This window comes from Flavobacteriales bacterium, assembly GCA_016704485.1.
Lineage (GTDB): Bacteria > Bacteroidota > Bacteroidia > Flavobacteriales_F > PHOS-HE28 > PHOS-HE28.
Genome location: JADJAA010000001.1, coordinates 2,512,857 through 2,529,549, shown reverse-complemented (window position 1 = coordinate 2,529,549; position 16,693 = coordinate 2,512,857). Strand labels below are relative to the sequence as shown.

Genomic DNA, 16,693 nt, shown 5'->3' with positions numbered 1-16,693 from the left:
CTAATCAATGATCCTTCTCTACGGCACCGGACGCGCAGCAACCCACTTGGGACATGCCTTTGTGAAGGCTGGAGTGCAGGTCGTGGGTGTTGTAGGCCGCAATGAGGAAGCGCGGAACGCATTGGCCAAAGTCCTGGGGACGAAAGCCTATAGCAAGCGCGATGAATTACCCAAGGCGGATGTGATCTTGTTGGCGATCGCAGATGACGCCATTGAAAAAGTTGCGCTAAAGTTCCCGCAAAGCGAAGCAGTGATCGTGCATTGTTCCGGTGCGCGCTCGTTGGATGCGTTGGAACCACACGCAGACCGTGGCGTGCTGTGGCCCATACAAACGTTGGGAACAGGTGAACCGATCGACCTAAGCACCGCACCACTGGTGATCGATAGCAACACGGATCATGCGCGTACAGTGCTCAGCGAGCTTGCTAAAAAAGTGAGTTCGAACGTAGTCGAATTGGCGCACGACAAGCGCCAACGCGTGCACTTGGCAGCCGTACTCACCAGCAATCTCCCGGTTTTTCTTGTGCGCGAAGGGCAGCGCTTGTTGCGAGCTGCGGATCTCCCCACTACCCTCTTGGAACCACTCTGGCGGGAAACTGCGAAACGCATCACGGAACTAGGTCCCGAAGCAGCCCTCACCGGCCCGGCCCGCCGGGGTGATATACGCACTATAAAGCAGCACCTGGACCAATTGGCGGACGATCCGGATCTTCGGGATGCATACGCCTTATTGAGCAAGTTGATCATGCGGGCGCATGGGTTCTAAGGGTATAGCGAAATTGGTTGGAGAGAGATCGATGAGAACCCGCTGAACATTCGGTACGAATCGTCCACCGAGCATGGGATCTCTTACTCGCATGTAAATTCGCTTTTGTTGATCTCCCCATGCCCTACCGTGTCTACGTCATTGAATTGAATAAAAAAGTATTCTCTGAGAACCGCAAATTCCGTGAGGCCAATCCGCAGTTCAATGGTGTACTGCAATGCTTGTATGTGGGCATGACGAGTAAAACGCCGAAAGAGCGCTTTGAGCAGCACAAGGGAATTGTGCTTAGCAAAAAAGGGCACGACATTTCCGCAGCTATTGTCAAGAAATACGGGATGTATCTGCGCGGCAGCCTTTTCGAACATATCGACCCGATGTCCAAAACCGAAGCGCTGAAAGCAGAGAAGGCACTCACACTGGAATTGCGGCGCAGTGGTTATGCTGTTTGGTCCAATTGAGCGGATCGAACATCCAGCCTATATTCGTTCGAGCAATTGCGATCATGACCACAGAACTCCACGAAGAAATACCTGTGGCACAGATCCGCCCAAGGTTCCGGTTGACGACCACTGAAAAAGCGTCTACCATAGCCGACAAGCTTAGAACAGGACTGCGCAGCGAGAATGCCACATGCGTTGGTGAAGCACACCCAAGCTATGCCCTCTTGCGCATTCCAATCAAGGACGTGCATTATTGGTCGCCTCAGTTGCATGTTACCTTCGAGGAGACAGAGGAAGGAACCGTTGTAAGAGGGCTTTACGGCCCCAAACCCACCGTGTGGACCATGTTCGTTTTCTTCTATTCGATCGTCGGTTTTGCAGTTCTGATCATGAGTATTGTGGGTTACTCACACTACAAGATCGATGGGGCCTTTGGACTATTATGGACGATACCGGTCCTGGCCCTGCTCTTCTTCACCCTTTATGCCGTGGCCTACTTTGGCAAAAAGAAGGGATACGCACACAGTGAAGTGCTGCATCGTTTCTTTACACGCGCTACGGGGTTGAATTATTGAGACCCTGTAGATTCATCGTTTCATTCTACCTTGATACCGCTGGCATCCGAGTCGTTTGCTTTCCTACTTCCCATGCCCAACACCACCTACAAAGAAAAATTCGCCAACCTCAATGCCTTCTTATTTGATGTGGACGGCGTTTTCAGTACCGGACAGGTAATCCTCTTATCGGATGCTGATCCCGTACGCACCTTTCATAGCCGCGACACGTATGCATTGCAGCATGCGCTAAAGGAGGGTATGCGCATCATCATCATTACTGGTGGGCATAGCGAAGGAGTTACCGCGTATTTCAAACGGTTCGGAGTAACGGAATTCCATGATCGCGTGGCGAACAAGCTGAATAAATTGGAAGATCTGATCGCCACCACTGGCTTGGATCCTACGCGATGCGCCTACATGGGTGATGACATTCCCGACTTGCGTGTGATGCAGCGTGTTGCCTTTCCCTGTTGCCCGAATGATGCAGCAGAAGAAGTTAAAACGATCAGTGCCTATATCAGCAAGAACAAAGGTGGACATGGTTGCGTGCGTGATGTTCTGGAACAAGCGATGAAGATCCAAGGCAAATGGATGACGGAAGCTGCGCATACCTGGTAGACCGATCTTCGAGCAGAATGGGTCAAGAAATAAATCGGTCGAAAGCCGATCCGGTTGACGCATAAGGTCCGATCTTGCAGCCCTGCACACAGCATGTTCGACCTTCTACGACTTACCCGTCCCGTCAATTTGGTGATCATCGCGCTTACGATGGTCGCGATCCGATACGGCGTAGTGGCAGGTAATCTGGAGCGTGGGTTGAGCCATTTAATGACGGAGATCGGTGGCGACATCCAGCGAGCGGACCTCTTGGTCCCTGCAGGATATGGTCCACAACTACAGCCGATCCACTTCTGGCTACTGGTTTTCAGCACGGTATTGATCGCTGCGGCCGGCAATATCATCAACGACTATTTCGATACACGGATCGATCGCATCAACAAACCGGATGAAGTGATCGTTGGGCGCACTGTAAAACGACGCGTGGCGATGACGGCCCATATGCTATTGAGCGGTATGGGACTAGTGATCGGTGCGTTCGTAGCGTGGCGCAGTGGTCTCCTCAAACTGACCTGGATCCCGTTGTTCAGCATTGCTGCGTTATGGTTGTACAGCACCAATTTGAAGCGGTCACTGGTCATTGGAAACGTGCTGGTAGCAACGCTTACCGCATTGGTCCCGTTGAGCGTTGGCCTGTATGAGATCCCGTTATTGGCGAAGCTGTTTGCGGATCCAGTAGTGATCGCTGCTGGAGGAGAGGCTTATCAAATGGAAGCCGGATTCATCATTGAGCTCTGGTGGTGGGTATTGGGTTTCGCGGGGTTTGCGTTCTTAAGTTCGTTGGTGCGTGAGCTCCAGAAGGACATGGCAGATGTAAAAGGTGATGCAGCTGTCGGTTGCAGGACCGTGCCGATCGTCTGGGGCATGCGCAGGGCTAAAGCATTGGCACTATTTGATATGGGCATGATCATCGCTGGATTGATGACCATTCGGTTCTTATTCCTGCATGACCAATTGAGTTATTGGTACATCGGGGTTGGCATCACAGCGCCTTTGTTGTTATCCGCTGGATCCACCTACAACGCAGTATCCCGTATTGAGCACAAACGGGCTGGGAACCTGATGAAATTGGCCATGGTACTGGCCGTCGGGTTCGCATTCTTGATCCGTTACTTACCGTAAGGTTTTGGGGCACGCGATCGCCTCCATTCGCCGATCACCCATCACCATTCACTTTTCTAACAATGAACCTACGCCTTATCCTCGCTTCCGCTTCACCCCGGCGCAGACAATTGCTTCAAGGATTGGATCTACCTGTGGAAATAACAAGTGTGGATGTGGATGAAACTCCGCCTGAAGGTTTACCGAATGATCATGTCGCCGAGTATCTAGCACGAAAAAAAGCTAATGCTTGGAAAGGGCAATTGGCCCCCGATCAGGTTCTGGTAACCGCCGATACCACGGTTGTGATAGGTGATGTATTACTCAATAAACCGGAAGATGCTGCTGATGCGCGGCGCATGTTGGCCATGCTCAGCGGTAGAACGCACCGTGTGATCACTGGCGTGTGCTTGCGAACAGCGGAAAAGACGGTATCGTTCTCGGACATTGCTCATGTCACGTTCGGACAGTTGACACCAGAAGAGATCGCTTACTACGTGGAGCGCTACTCACCGTTGGACAAGGCCGGCGCATACGGCGTGCAGGATTGGATCGGATATGTGGCCGTAGAGCGCATAGACGGTAGTTTCTACACGGTAATGGGCTTGCCGCTGCATCTGATCTACGCAGAGTTGACCAAAATCATGCGGTAAACAAGTGACCGGCCCGATATTTGAACGTCAGAGATCAGACACCATGCCATTTACATTTGAGGTGTTATCCATCAAGACCAGAACCATGAACCATTCGACCCGTACGTTGATCAGTGCAGCAGCCTTGCTGACGATCACTTCACTTACTGCACAGGACAAGACCAAAGAGGGTTATTCCCTTTCCTGGAACAATGATATCACGGTAGTTCCGGACTCGTTGACCAATACAACCCATCGTTTACCTGCATACAGGATCACCGTCTTCGAAAGCAATGGAGGCGATGCGTTGAACTTGTGGAAGGATGAGATGAAGAGTAAGAGCAAAAGCGTAAGCGGATCCAACCCTACGACAGCTGATGTTGTGGTTTTACCTGCGGTAAGTACGTTGCCCATAAAGGTATTCGCCAATGCTACTACGGATAAGAAAGCAGAGATCGGCCAATTGATCATTGCTTATGCCCTGAATGATAGTGTTGGCATTGCCGATATGGCTTTGGCAGAAACAAATGCACGTGCAATGGCCGTTGCATTGAATAAGGCCAATGTGCAGAAGCAGATCGATCAGTACACTAAGACCTTGGACAAAGCTGAAGGGAAATTGGAAGGCGCACAGAAGGACCTTGCGAAGAACGATAAAGCATTGGAAAAAGCGAAAAAAGCAGGTGAGAAAGCGAAAAAAGCCGTTCTATCCCTGAACGCAGATATCAGCAAATTGAAATCTGAGGTTACTGGACTCGAGAGCAAATTCGGTATTACGAAAGACCCAAAGGATCTGAAGCCGTTGACCAAGGCGCGTGGGAAATTGTCCAAAAAAGAAGGTCAACTTGCCAAAGCAATGAAGTCGGAGAATAAAGCCTACGAAGACGTGAGCAAATACAGTGGTAAAAGCCCTGACCGCGCTAAAGAAGAAGCCGAACGTGCAGAAACCATGAATGCCAAAGCAGCTATCGTGGAGTCATTGAAGAAGAAGATGGAGACGATCAAGTGATCGGAGAATTAAGGAACTTAAAAAAGGGGCTGTCTCAAAAGAGGCAGCCCTTTTCATTTTGTTGAAAAGCCGTTGGAAGTTGATCTTGACAACTCGTTTTGGGTGATCGACCTTCGGGCATGGCTTCACAAAGAAAAGTCGTGTTCAAGGACTACGACCCGAGTCAAGCGATGCTCTTGCCACCATCGTTGGAAGAACTCATCTCAAAGACACATGCCGTACGTGTAGTTGGTTCGGTTATCGACCAGATCGACATCGGTTCGCTGGCCGACACGTACAAGGGTGGCGGCACCTCTAGTTACCACCCGCGTATGTTGCTCAAGGTATTGGTCTATGCTTACCTGAACAACATCTACTCCTCGCGTAAGATCGAGGCAGCGATCCAGGAGAACATCCATTTCATGTGGCTTGCCGGGATGAAGCGTCCGGATCACCACACGGTCAATCGGTTCCGTGCCCAGCGGCTCAAGAACCACATCAAAGAAGTGTTCAGCCAAGTGGTTCTGTTGTTGATGGAAGCGGGTCATGTGGATCTCAAAGCAGTGTACACCGATGGCACCAAGATCGAGGCCAATGCCAATAAGTACACCTTCGTTTGGGCCAAGAGCATTGCCACCAACAAGAAGAAAATGAAAGCCCAGTTGGAGGAGCTCTGGAACTACACCCAAGGAGTAGCCGCTGAAGAACTACAGGGCGATGACCCCGGTGAGATGGAAGAACTCGACCCGAAGAAAGTGGCCCAGACCATTGATGCGATCAACGCCGCGCTCAAGGACAAGAAGATCGATCCGAAGACCAAGCAAAAGCTCTCTTACGCCAAGAGGAACTGGCCGGACAACGTGCGCAAGTACAAGATGCAAGAGTCCATCTTGGGCGAGCGCGGTAGCTACTCGAAGACCGATCGCGGAGCCACCTTCATGCGCATGAAGGACGACCACATGGGCAACGGACAACTCAAGGCCGGCTACAACGTGCAATGGAGCACCCAGAACCAGTTCATCATACACTACAGCCTACATCAGGACACCACCGACACCAAGACACTGATCCCCCACTACAAGGAACTACAAGCCCAGTTGGGCAAACTGCCCCAAGCGGCTGTGGTCCGCCGCATGGCGGAGCTATGGCTCGGAGCAGAATTACGAATACTTGGAAGGCGAGGGCGTGGAGGCTTTTGTGAAGTACAACTACTTCCACCGTGAACAACAAAAGAGCTACTGGGAAAAACACCCCTTTGTACAAAACAGACTCCACTACAACGCTGCAAGGAACGAGTATACCTGCCCCATAGGCCAGCCCATGCGGCATATCGGTGACCAGCGCTCAACAACAAAGGCCGGGTATGTGCAAACCGTATCGCGCTACCAAGCAAGCAACTGCGCCACATGCCCCATGAATGGTGTTTGCCACAAGGCCAAGGGTAACCGGATCATCGAAGTGAACCATCGGCTTAACGAACTTAAAGCCCAAGCCCGAGAAAAGCTCACCAGCGAAGAAGGTCTAATGCACCGAAGCGCTAGACCGGTGGAAGTGGAATCGGCCTTCGGTAACCTCAAGCAGAACAAAGGCTTCACCCGGTTCATGCTAAGGGGACTCGACAAAGTCGCCTTGGAAACCGGACTACTTGCAACTGCGATCAACCTGAAGAAGTTGGTCAGGATCCTTCAAAAAGGGCTGAGGAACGTCTAAAAAGTGCCTTGGGTTCGGTCCTGTCCTTTACACGGGCAAGGCCGCAAATAATCCCGATCTGGTAGGTCTCTGAATCAGCACCACATCCAATCCCCATCAAAACAAGAAGGGGCCATCCCTTTCGAGACAGCCCCTTTTTTTTACTCAGCGCGTTGCATTTGGCTACGCGTAACACCACAAGATCTCAGTAGCCTGCGGCTACTCACACAGCGCGTTGCCTTTGGCTACGCTTAACACACCCTGATCTCAGTAGCCTTGTGCGCATTCTGCGCGTTGCCTGTGGCTACGCGCAACACCCCTTGATCTTAGTAGCCTGTGGCTACTCACCAAGTGAAGCGCATCAGCGATGGTGCTTGATCACAGAATAAAGGGTAGCAACAAGCTAACAGCAGCCTACACATTTCGCGTAGCCAAAGGCAACGCGTAACAATGGACCAACGGCCTAGCTACCAGAGTTTATCTAAGCTCAACAGACCTTTGCCAACTAGGTGATCATCCACGTAATCGCGTGCAGAGCTGTAAACGTAATGGTGTGGCATTTCCACTATACCAGCACGAACCGGATTATTGTGAATGTATTCGACTTTTTGTTCAATGGTGAAGGATTGTAGTTGAAGTGGATGGTTATCATGCTTCCAGACTTTGAAATTATCGTTCCGCGCGGTGGTCATTGCATTCACGATGAACCGCGCGTTCATCCATTCTCTTCGACTTTCGGTCTCGCTTTGTAGTGCAGTGTAAATGGCCTTGCTGGTATGTCCCTTCAGATCCCGGATAACATCGGAAAGGTTAGTCTCAGGGGTGCTTAGGATCGCGTGCAAGTGGTTGGACATGATCACCCAGCAATGAACTCGAAGGCCTTTATTCGCTTGGCAATAGCGAAAACTATCCAATACAATATCGCGGTAGACCTGACGGGTGAACACATCGATCCATTCTACAATAGTGAACGTCACAAAGTGAAGGGCGTGTTGGTCAGAGATTCGATAACCTGTGCTCATGTACGTGTAATTGATGACAAGATAGAGTAGCCACAGGCTACTATGAGCCTACCTGTTTCACGTAGCCACAGGCAACGCGTAGCAGTACAGCGCGTAGCAGCACAGCGCGTAGCCTGTGGCAGGTACAGCGCGCAGCCTGTAGGAGGACAGCGCGTAGCCTGTGGCAGGTTCAGCGCGTAGCCTGTGGCTACGCGCAACACCCCCGGATCTCGGTAGCCTGTGGCTACCCCACCACCCTACCAGAACCAACACCGACCGATCAGACCCGCATGTAGTTGTAAATACCGCGCAAGGGACATGAGTGGAAAGCCCGGATCCGTCGCAAGGCGGAGAGGACTTGCAGCGATGGCCCGACCCCTTACCAAGGGGTTACGCCCGAATAACACGAATTGAAATGATCAACGTACCAACGTTACGTGTCCTTGGCGTTCTTGCAATCCACCATGCGTATCCTGTATTTTCAACTGCCACGCGTAGATGCCGATGGGAGCACCCTCCCCTGTCCATTCCTGATCTTTTTGGGTTGCAGTAAAGATCACTTGACCCCACCGATCGAATAACTGTAACTGGAAAAAACCGGGGTCCGCAACGGAAGTGATCACCTCGAAACCATCGTTTATCTGATCATTGTTCGGAGTGAAAGCGTTGGGTGCGAAGAGAAGGAATTCATCCTCTACACACACCTCGGCACTCGTCCGCGAAGTACACCCGAGATCATTGGCGACCTCCAATTCTACCGTATAACAGCCAACTTCATTGTAAGCAAATGTGGGTGATCTATCGGTAGACAATGAATCATCTGGATCGCCGAAGCTCCAATTCCAGATGGTTGCGTCCGTGGACTGGTCAATGAACTGAAAGGTCGGCTGATCGATCGTAGTTACACCCGGTGAAGAGACGAACACGGCAACCGGAACGGGCAGTACATCTACTGCATCTACTAGCGTAATGGTTCCTTCGCAGCCATCTGCGGTGGTGATCGTAAGTGTAGCGTCATAACTACCTGCCTCGTTAAAGCAGTGTTCCACTTCGTTCCCTTCCACTGGATCACTGCCATCACTAAAGTTCCATGTGCGTGTTCCCGGTGTAGCACTTTGATCTGTGAACGTAACACAGAATGGCGCGCAACCCAACGTATCGGAGATCGTGAAAGCCGCATCCACACTTGCTCCTACGGTTACGAGCACATCAGCAGAGGCACTTGAGCATCCGTTCGCATCTGTTGCAGTGACGCTATACACCGTATTGGCAGCTGGCGAAACTGAAGGCCCCTCCGGACTCCATGTGAACACATAGCCCGGTATTCCACCATCCGCTGTTGCGGTAAGATCGGTCGCATCGCCGGAACAGATCGTAACGTCCGCCTGTGGTGTAATGGTCAATGGCAACGGTTCAGTAATGATCACATCCACGGTGCCCTCGCAACCCGAAGCATCTGTGACCACACACGTGTAAGTGTCCGGGGCAAGGCCTGTGACCGACCCTGTTGCACCAATGTTCGGCGACCATACATACGCAAAGGGCATCGCGCCACCGGTAACAGTAAGGGTTGCAGTGCCATCATCCGCAGCCGCACAGGTGATATTCGTATGCGTCTCCGTGACTGTCGGACCTGCGCTACCCATTGCAATGTTGCCCGTTGCTTGCGCTGCACAAATGGAATTTCCTGTAACCGATACGGTCACATCGCCAGGAACCAATCCTGTAATTGTTTGCGTGGTCTGTCCTCCAGGAGACCATGCATAGGACACCAAGCCCACACCGGGGTCAACAAGTGCACTGGCAGTGCCTTGATCCTGCGTGCAACCTGCATCCGTGGTCTGCACGGTAACGCCTGTAATGGTCACCGATTGAGTAATGGTACTCGGTGCATTGCACGGACCGCTTACCGTAAGCGTTACTTGATAGGTTCCCGCCGCTGAGAAGACGTGCTGTGGTGTATTCGAGGTGGATGTATTGTCCGCCCCAGAGGCAGGATCACCAAAATCCCATGTGCGGGCAGAAGGGCACGGTGTTGAATTATCCTGAAAATCGATGGTATTCCCCGTGCATTGGAACGCAAAGGCCGCTTGATTGGGAGGTGCTTCGCCGATCTGCACAAGATCCACTCCGATACCATCAAAGTCATTGCATTGTGTACCTGCGCCGAAGATGAAACGGAACTTCACGCTTGGTTCGCCTTGCAGATCATTCAAGCATTGCGATGATGTAACCCACGCTTCGCTACCCTGCCCTCCGGCACAACTACCAACAGTTGGTCCAGCTCTACCGCTCCAACCCATTTTAGGATTGGCTTGATAGAGTGTGGTAATGCTCTGCGTATTGAACCAATTGGTATTCAAGCAATCATTCGGGCCGTTGAATGAACCCACATTGCTCCACGTAGTGCCCTGATCAAGCGAGTACTGAAAACCAAGACCATCATATTGCCGCTCACATTCCCAATAGAGTTTGAAGCTGATATAAGGGTATTGCAATGCTGTAAAATCGAAACACGGACTCTCCAACCAGCTCTGCTGTCCGAACTCATAATAGGTCCCGCTCAGGCTACCAACGAACCATCCTTTGGTTCCTTCAGCAGCTGTATTAATGGAAGGATGAGAAGGTGTACCCCAGGCCCAATCGCTAGCTGTTCCACCTGAGGTCCAAGCTGGGTTCGTCTCGAATCCTTCTTGATACGGGAAGGTATTGATGGTACTCGGGCATTGGGCAATTGCCTCAGCGATTGGAAAAAAGGCCCCCAGAATAGCACCTATGGCACCAAGGAACTGAAGCGCATTGAATTTCAGTGCCTTTATCGGCTGATATAATGAGTCACTATTCACTTTAGCCTAGACGCTAAACAACTGCACAACGGTGTCCGATGTAATGACAAACGATGCGAACGTTGCAGTATTATGACCTTTCCACATTGGATGCGTTCAATGTGCACTATACCAAGGACTGCCCTATCCATGTCTATTTCCTTCACTCCTTCTGGGTATTACCGCAGTACTGAAATGGTTCCATGAAGGTCGTAGACCTTTCCATCAACGCCTTTAGCTGCAATAACATAGAAGTACGTTCCATCCGGAACACGCTCACCGGTCTTGGAGCGTGAATCCCATACTTGTGCAGGGTTAGTGATCTCGTGTACCATTTCACCCCAGCGGTTGTATATCTGCATATTCAGCGATGTAATGCCGACGCTCTGCATCTGGAATACATTGTTCACTGCGTCACCGTTCGGCGTGAACACATTCGGAACGAAGAGGTAACTGTCACCAACGAAAGGAGGTAGAACCGTGATCTGTATGCTGCTAAAACTCGTACAACCTTGATCCGTGGCGGTCAAAATGACCGTGTAGGTTCCAGGGCTGAGATACGTGTGCTCCGGATCGCTCTCCGTACTTGTAGACCCATCACCAAAGCTCCAGGAAACGGTCGCAGTAGCAGGGTCCGTTGTGTTCGTGAATGGCACTGTCAACGGCGCCTGACCAATTAATATCCCAGCGGTGAAACCTGCATTCACCAGCACCTCCGTAACCGTGATCGAATCGCTTACTTGTCCGCAATCATTACTACCTGTAACAGTATATGTTCCGCCGTTCTGAACAGTGATCGAAGACGTTGTTTCCCCAGTACTCCAGACATAGCCATCGGCTCCGGAAGCGGTAAGAACTGTAGATGTACCCGGACAGATCACCTGGATTCCGGAAACACTTACCATTGGACCTTGGGCTGCGACCACATTTACGGAAACGGTGGTATTACCACACGAACTACTTCCCGTTACGGAATACATACCCACCGCATCAACACTAATGCTCACCGTCGTTTCCGTCGTATTCCAGACATAAGTATCCGCACCTGAGGCGGTCAACTGTGTGGTTGTTCCAGGACATAAGGTCGTATCGCCAACGATGGACACTACGGGCCCTGGAGCTACCACCACGTTCACTTGAGCGGTATCCGGACCGCATGCACCAGTTGCTATTACGTAATACGTGCCGGCAGTTTGAACGGTAATACTTGGGGTTGTTTCACCCGTACTCCAAAGCAATGAAGTGCTACCGGATCCGGTAAGCACCGTACTCTCTCCAGCACAGATCAAAGTATCTCCAGAAATGGACGCAACAACACTGGTTGCTTGCGTGATCGTGAGCGATTCCACATCACTACCACATCCATCCGTACCTGTTACGCTATAGATGCCGGGAACAGAGATAATGATGGAGGCTGTGATCTCACCGGTGCCCCACAAATAGGTATTCGCACCCGAAGCAGTCAATGTCAGTTGTTGGTTATCACAGATCGCATTGGGTCCGTTGCTTGTGATCTGCACTGTAGGCCCAGAAGACGTTGCGATGGTGATGAATGCTTGCGTACTTCCACAGCTCGAAGTTCCGACCACCGTGTAATTCCCTGGGAACATGATGGTAATTGACTGGGTGGTCTCGCCACTGCTCCAGAGGTACGAAGTGGCACCGCTTGCCGAAAGCACAAGACTTTCACCTGGACACATCTCCAGCGGACCATTTGCCGTGATCGCCACACTTGGTCCACTTGATGATGCGACATTGAGACTGACCATGTCAGAGCCGCAATCACTTGTTCCGGTAACGGAGTATGTACCCGGACTGGAAACAATGATGGAACTTGTGGTCTCACCCGTGCTCCACACATAGGTTGTTGCCCCAGTACCGGTCAGCACAATGCTTTCGCCAAGACAAACGGTAGCAGGTCCGACCGTTGTTATGGCAACGATCGGACCTGTGCCTGCCGGAACGAAAGCCGCTCCGCAAACCGTATCGTTGGCACAAAGCCCAATAACACAATACTGCAACACGATGTTGCCATTATCACCAGCACCAGCAGTATAGGTAGTGGTTGCAGCGGTTGTACTGCTGAATGTACCCGTACCACCTGACCAGAAACCGGAATCGAACGGACCAGTTGCCGTTGCGCTAAGTGTTACTGACCCTCCGCTGCACAAATTCCCGGAGCTGGTAACCTGAACCGCAGTATTCTGTATCGGCGCTTGGCAGCCGAAATTGATGTACGTGACCTGTGGCACACCGGGCCACGAGTACAGGACGGTACCACCATCGCTTTCCCCCAATTGACCGCCATAGCTGCCCAAGCTGTTCGTCAATAACTCCCGCTGATAGATAGCAGTATCGGTGCAATTCGTGGGTGTATAGGTAATGGTCAGCGTTCGTAAGTTCGTCCCTGCAGGTGGGGTTGGGCTTATAACCGCGCCTGCTGCTGGGCTGTTCGCGAAATGACCAGCCGTGTTGTTCCCATCCTGATAGATGATGTAGATCGTATCACCCAAATTGGTAAAGGGATTAGCAATGGCGCAGAGAAATGCACTCGTCGCAAGAATAACAGTGGATCCCGGCGGAATAATACCTCCCGCAGGTTCAAGGATCAAGCCGCAGCTTTCTACTGTTGCATTGAGGTCGACGGTAGTGGCAGCAGTAACCGCATTCTGAACAAGACCCTGCCATGTATTGTTGGGCCAATTCACTGAAAGATCATTGAGCGCAGTGGCTTGCGGTCCGGTAATGAAGCGGACCATTTCATTCAGTCCTTCGGCGCTGCTAGAGCAAATGGTTCCGGGATTGCATGCATCCACCAGAATACTCTCTATTTCCAAGCATTTAGTAGGTATTTGCGCAGATGCACCGAACGCAATCCAAGACACGATCGAAAGCAGAAAAGGCCGAGTAAGCATACCAATTGAAAAACGCAACATTCTTGAGCCAGTGGATTTTATGCAACAAAGGTCGGGTTTTTTGACCGGGGTTCGCAGTACGCACCGGTGGAGTTATCAGGTCGATATCCACGTCCTTGGGCGGATCTCTTCACGGATGACGCAACTTGATCCGCTGGCGACGTATGGCATGACCAGCAAGGCCCGCCTAACGGTGATGGGCCTTATTACGGATAAGAAATACGCGTTCCGCGCAGCCGCAGTAGGTGTGGTAGGCGTAGGACCAGTATGCGATGCCGTAACCGCAAAAGCTGCATAAGCCAAGCGCGTTAGCATCCCTTTTCCACTACCAAAGCCCTCGGAGTTCCGGGGGCTTTTGGTGTTCTATAGGTAGCAGTTGTAAAAGGCTTTCAGGTCAAGATCTTTGCCGTTCTTTGATATCGGATAAACGTATTACGTTTATCCGATAGTTAGCGGCAAGCTCAGAAAGGGGCACTGATGACGAATAAACTGGAGATGAGAACCAAAACATGGCGATACGTACTTCTTGGAATCATAGGCCTAGTTTTATTCATTGGTCTTGTCCTTGGAGTTGGTTTCATAACAGCAATGCTAAGTGATAAGCTCGATGAAAATATCATATGGACCTTTTTGATTCTTTTGATCCTTGCTGCGCTAATCAATCTATTCATTATAGGGTACAGAAACAAGAAAAATCTGAAGACTAAAATCCATCACTACTTTGACATAGGCAAAATCATATTCTCGCAATACAAAGCTGAATTCGAAGCCTATTACACCTATTACCTGAACAATCAGACAAGGAAGTTTAGACCAATAGATGCCTTGGCAGCCTTTGCAGACAATAAGGGTCTATCGCTGGTTATAGACTGGAGAGGCGAGGAGAATGAAGGTGAGATTGAAGAATTCATCAACTCAAAAGTTGACACACTTAGATGGCCTAACACAGTCGAACTAAGGGAGCAGTATTTAGGCAGAGAAACAAGAGATGGAAAATTCATCATCCGTCTATTCAAGGCGCTTGAGAAGGACCTGAAACAATTAAACCATCAATTGCTTTTCTTCGACCTAGGAGGCGATTCATATGTCTTCATTATTACGGACGCAACGACATTCAAGAATATCATGAAATCAAAAGACATTGATCTTCATGGAGCCGGAAAGCTTAGAATCTGACCCATTCATTGTACGGTCGATAAACATGCCAGCCCCCAATATGCTCTTGCCGCGAACCGCCCTCGTCCCGGTGACAACCCGCGTTGAAACATGATAACTTCGTTCAGGAACAAGATCACGAAAGGCGGCAAGCGCAGGACCGTTGTGAAAGACTTTCAGGTCAAGATCTTTGACGTCCTTTGATATCGGAAAAGGGATTACGTTTATCCGCTAGTTGGCAAGCATTTGAAAAAGTCCCCATCCATTAGAAAGCGCATTTCATATAACTGGGTCAAAGACTTCGCATATACCTTCATCTGGTCTGCGATTGGATCAGCGGTATTCGTTGGAGTCATGCATTTGTTTGTCGCACCGCAGCATGATGTATTGAAGTCAGCAGTGCTGTTGAGCTTCGCAATTACTCTACCGATCGGCATGCGTCCAGTATATAGCTTATTCACTATCCCTGATACCCTTTACCTAACGGGTGAAAAGCTACATCGGGCGAATGGCGAGATCATTGACATTCAGAACATAGCCGGTTTAACTGTGAACACGATAGGATTAGGCTCAGGCGAATTACAGTTTTATGAACTAGAGCTTAAAAAGCCACTTCCCAGTCCAAGAGTAAAATCACGACAATCCCTAGTTTTGGTGGAACGCTACGATCTGCGGTATTTGCTGCAAACCAGGTCAGAGATTCTAACCATCTTCAAAAGCGCTGGTCTTGACCAAAATCGCATCAAACAAAAGCAGGTCAAATGGTATCACGCATTGGGAATAAGGGATAGATTTAAAACTTAACGCCTGGTAACATGCTCTCACCGTAAACCGCCCTCGTCCCGTTGCCAACTCCCGTTGAAGGGTTAAACACTTCGTCCAGGAACAAGATCACGAAAGGCGGTATGCGGCAAGCGCAGGACCGTTGTGAAAGGCTTTCAGGTCAAGATCTTTGATGGCCTTTGATATTGGATAAACGTATTACGTTTAACCGCTAGTTGTAGTGAATTGATGAAGTACATCGCATTCCTTATTATTTTGATAGCTACTGGCTGCGTGTCAGTCAACTTGGGAGCTGGCCCTCACCCATCCATAGAACGTTATGGAATGCTATCGTTTGGTGATTCGATTCAAGTTGATCAAACGGAGGTGCGACTCGCGGAATGGATTGAATTCATGCAAAACTCCGATCCACAACGAATTGGCTCCTTCATAAATCGAAAGGAGCATTCTGAAGAAGAGCTTGAGCTGATCATACGAACCCCATTGGATGAAACCTTTCTACCAGCACCCTCATATCCCTACTACACTCTTTTACTGAACCTGTTGGACCTACATAATGAACAAGGAATTGCCTCTGGTGCGGGATCCTCCAGCAACACGAATCTGGTTCTTAACAGAGCTTACTTCAGTGATAGTACTGCTCAGATCTTGAACAGCCCGATTACGGGAATCACTTTCCAACAAGCAAAGGACTTCTGTGCATGGCGGACGCAAGTAGATAACCTGCGTTACGAAGAGTCATCTGGAAGACTTGAATTCGGGCTTATTTCAAGATCCATTTATGATGCACTAACTTTTGACATTGATAGCATTAACAAACTGGGTGAAAGAACGTTCAACTACGGAACCAATTCGCTCAGTTATTGGAAAGAATATTCTACTAATCTGGAGCACTGTCACAACGGCCTTTGGGATATGTATGGAAATGCAGCTGAAATGTTAAATACTAATGGCTTGGCGGTAGGCGGTTCATATAAAAGCACTGCGTCAGATTGTTTGGCCAGAGGCACTATGGAATATGCAGTCAGCTCGCCAGAAGTTGGATTCAGGTGTATTGCTAGAGAAATGAAATAACTCACTACAACATTACCTATAAAACAAAGCCACGCAAATCCACCCGCAATGCCAAGCTTAGTTTGATAGCTTTAACGTTGTGAAAGGCTTTCAGGTCAAGATCTTTGCCGTCCTATGATATCGGATAAACGTATTACGTTTATCCGCTA

At 50.1% G+C, this 16,693-nt stretch carries 14 protein-coding genes and 1 pseudogene; 12 read left to right on the top strand and 3 right to left on the bottom strand.

Annotated elements, in window-relative coordinates; translation table 11 throughout:
• Positions 1–7: 7 nt before the first annotated feature.
• From IPF95_10850 to IPF95_10815, 8 genes and pseudogenes are all read left to right on the top strand, one after another.
• Positions 8–766, top strand: coding sequence for a DUF2520 domain-containing protein (locus IPF95_10850; GenBank protein ID MBK6475189.1), 759 nt, complete (start codon positions 8–10; stop codon positions 764–766).
• A 119-nt stretch (positions 767–885) separates the two neighbouring features.
• Positions 886–1,224: a ribose-5-phosphate isomerase gene (locus IPF95_10845; protein MBK6475188.1), complete on the top strand. Its 339-nt coding sequence runs from the start codon at positions 886–888 to the stop codon at positions 1,222–1,224.
• 44 nt (positions 1,225–1,268) lie between these two features.
• A complete protein-coding gene (locus tag IPF95_10840; protein ID MBK6475187.1) occupies positions 1,269–1,781 on the top strand; it encodes a hypothetical protein in 513 nt (170 codons plus the stop codon).
• A 72-nt stretch (positions 1,782–1,853) separates the two neighbouring features.
• Positions 1,854–2,381: an HAD hydrolase family protein gene (locus IPF95_10835; GenBank protein MBK6475186.1), complete on the top strand. Its 528-nt coding sequence runs from the start codon at positions 1,854–1,856 to the stop codon at positions 2,379–2,381.
• A 93-nt stretch (positions 2,382–2,474) separates the two neighbouring features.
• The gene (locus IPF95_10830) at positions 2,475–3,503 is read left to right on the top strand and encodes a geranylgeranylglycerol-phosphate geranylgeranyltransferase (protein ID MBK6475185.1); all 1,029 of its coding nucleotides are present in this window, start codon (positions 2,475–2,477) and stop codon (positions 3,501–3,503) included.
• Positions 3,504–3,565: 62 nt separating this feature from the next.
• A complete protein-coding gene (maf, locus tag IPF95_10825; GenBank protein ID MBK6475184.1) occupies positions 3,566–4,135 on the top strand; it encodes a septum formation protein Maf in 570 nt (189 codons plus the stop codon).
• Positions 4,136–4,220: 85 nt separating this feature from the next.
• Positions 4,221–5,123, top strand: a complete 903-nt coding sequence (locus IPF95_10820; protein ID MBK6475183.1) for a hypothetical protein — start codon at positions 4,221–4,223, stop codon at positions 5,121–5,123.
• Between the two features lie 119 nt (positions 5,124–5,242).
• Positions 5,243–6,812: pseudogene (locus tag IPF95_10815) on the top strand (IS1182 family transposase).
• Between the two features lie 446 nt (positions 6,813–7,258).
• Here the strand turns inward: IPF95_10815 and IPF95_10810 are convergent.
• The 3 genes from IPF95_10810 to IPF95_10800 all read right to left on the bottom strand — a co-directional run bounded on the left by IPF95_10810 (position 7,259) and on the right by IPF95_10800 (position 13,502).
• Positions 7,259–7,813 carry a transposase gene (locus IPF95_10810; GenBank protein MBK6475182.1) on the bottom strand — a complete coding sequence of 185 codons (555 nt, stop codon included), beginning with the start codon at positions 7,811–7,813 and terminating at the stop codon, positions 7,259–7,261.
• A gap of 398 nt (positions 7,814–8,211) precedes the next feature.
• Positions 8,212–10,638 (bottom strand): gliding motility-associated C-terminal domain-containing protein, encoded by a 2,427-nt coding sequence (locus IPF95_10805; protein ID MBK6475181.1) that lies wholly within the window; start codon positions 10,636–10,638, stop codon positions 8,212–8,214.
• 158 nt (positions 10,639–10,796) lie between these two features.
• Complete coding sequence (locus IPF95_10800) at positions 10,797–13,502, bottom strand: gliding motility-associated C-terminal domain-containing protein (GenBank protein ID MBK6475180.1); 2,706 nt, start codon at positions 13,500–13,502, stop codon at positions 10,797–10,799.
• Positions 13,503–13,572: 70 nt separating this feature from the next.
• On the opposite strand from IPF95_10800, the gene IPF95_10795 reads away from it, so the two are divergent.
• From IPF95_10795 to IPF95_10780, 4 genes are all read left to right on the top strand, one after another.
• Positions 13,573–13,830 carry a hypothetical protein gene (locus IPF95_10795; protein ID MBK6475179.1) on the top strand — a complete coding sequence of 86 codons (258 nt, stop codon included), beginning with the start codon at positions 13,573–13,575 and terminating at the stop codon, positions 13,828–13,830.
• Positions 13,831–14,009: 179 nt separating this feature from the next.
• Positions 14,010–14,708 carry a hypothetical protein gene (locus tag IPF95_10790; protein ID MBK6475178.1) on the top strand — a complete coding sequence of 233 codons (699 nt, stop codon included), beginning with the start codon at positions 14,010–14,012 and terminating at the stop codon, positions 14,706–14,708.
• Positions 14,709–15,041: 333 nt separating this feature from the next.
• Positions 15,042–15,491, top strand: a complete 450-nt coding sequence (locus tag IPF95_10785) for a hypothetical protein (GenBank protein MBK6475177.1) — start codon at positions 15,042–15,044, stop codon at positions 15,489–15,491.
• Between the two features lie 207 nt (positions 15,492–15,698).
• Positions 15,699–16,544 carry a hypothetical protein gene (locus tag IPF95_10780; GenBank protein MBK6475176.1) on the top strand — a complete coding sequence of 282 codons (846 nt, stop codon included), beginning with the start codon at positions 15,699–15,701 and terminating at the stop codon, positions 16,542–16,544.
• Positions 16,545–16,693: the final 149 nt, after the last annotated feature.

Bases quoted from the DNA above. Each gene is read 5' to 3' on its own strand.
- IPF95_10850 (MBK6475189.1), top strand. From the start codon at position 8: ATGATCCTTCTCTACGGCACCGGACGCGCAGCAACCCACTTGGGACAT.
- IPF95_10845 (MBK6475188.1), top strand. From the start codon at position 886: ATGCCCTACCGTGTCTACGTCATTGAATTGAATAAAAAAGTATTCTCT.
- IPF95_10840 (MBK6475187.1), top strand. From the start codon at position 1,269: ATGACCACAGAACTCCACGAAGAAATACCTGTGGCACAGATCCGCCCA.
- IPF95_10835 (MBK6475186.1), top strand. From the start codon at position 1,854: ATGCCCAACACCACCTACAAAGAAAAATTCGCCAACCTCAATGCCTTC.
- IPF95_10830 (MBK6475185.1), top strand. From the start codon at position 2,475: ATGTTCGACCTTCTACGACTTACCCGTCCCGTCAATTTGGTGATCATC.
- maf (MBK6475184.1), top strand. From the start codon at position 3,566: ATGAACCTACGCCTTATCCTCGCTTCCGCTTCACCCCGGCGCAGACAA.
- IPF95_10820 (MBK6475183.1), top strand. From the start codon at position 4,221: ATGAACCATTCGACCCGTACGTTGATCAGTGCAGCAGCCTTGCTGACG.
- IPF95_10810 (MBK6475182.1), bottom strand. From the start codon at position 7,813: ATGAGCACAGGTTATCGAATCTCTGACCAACACGCCCTTCACTTTGTG.
- IPF95_10795 (MBK6475179.1), top strand. From the start codon at position 13,573: ATGCAACAAAGGTCGGGTTTTTTGACCGGGGTTCGCAGTACGCACCGG.
- IPF95_10790 (MBK6475178.1), top strand. From the start codon at position 14,010: ATGACGAATAAACTGGAGATGAGAACCAAAACATGGCGATACGTACTT.
- IPF95_10785 (MBK6475177.1), top strand. From the start codon at position 15,042: ATGCATTTGTTTGTCGCACCGCAGCATGATGTATTGAAGTCAGCAGTG.
- IPF95_10780 (MBK6475176.1), top strand. From the start codon at position 15,699: ATGAAGTACATCGCATTCCTTATTATTTTGATAGCTACTGGCTGCGTG.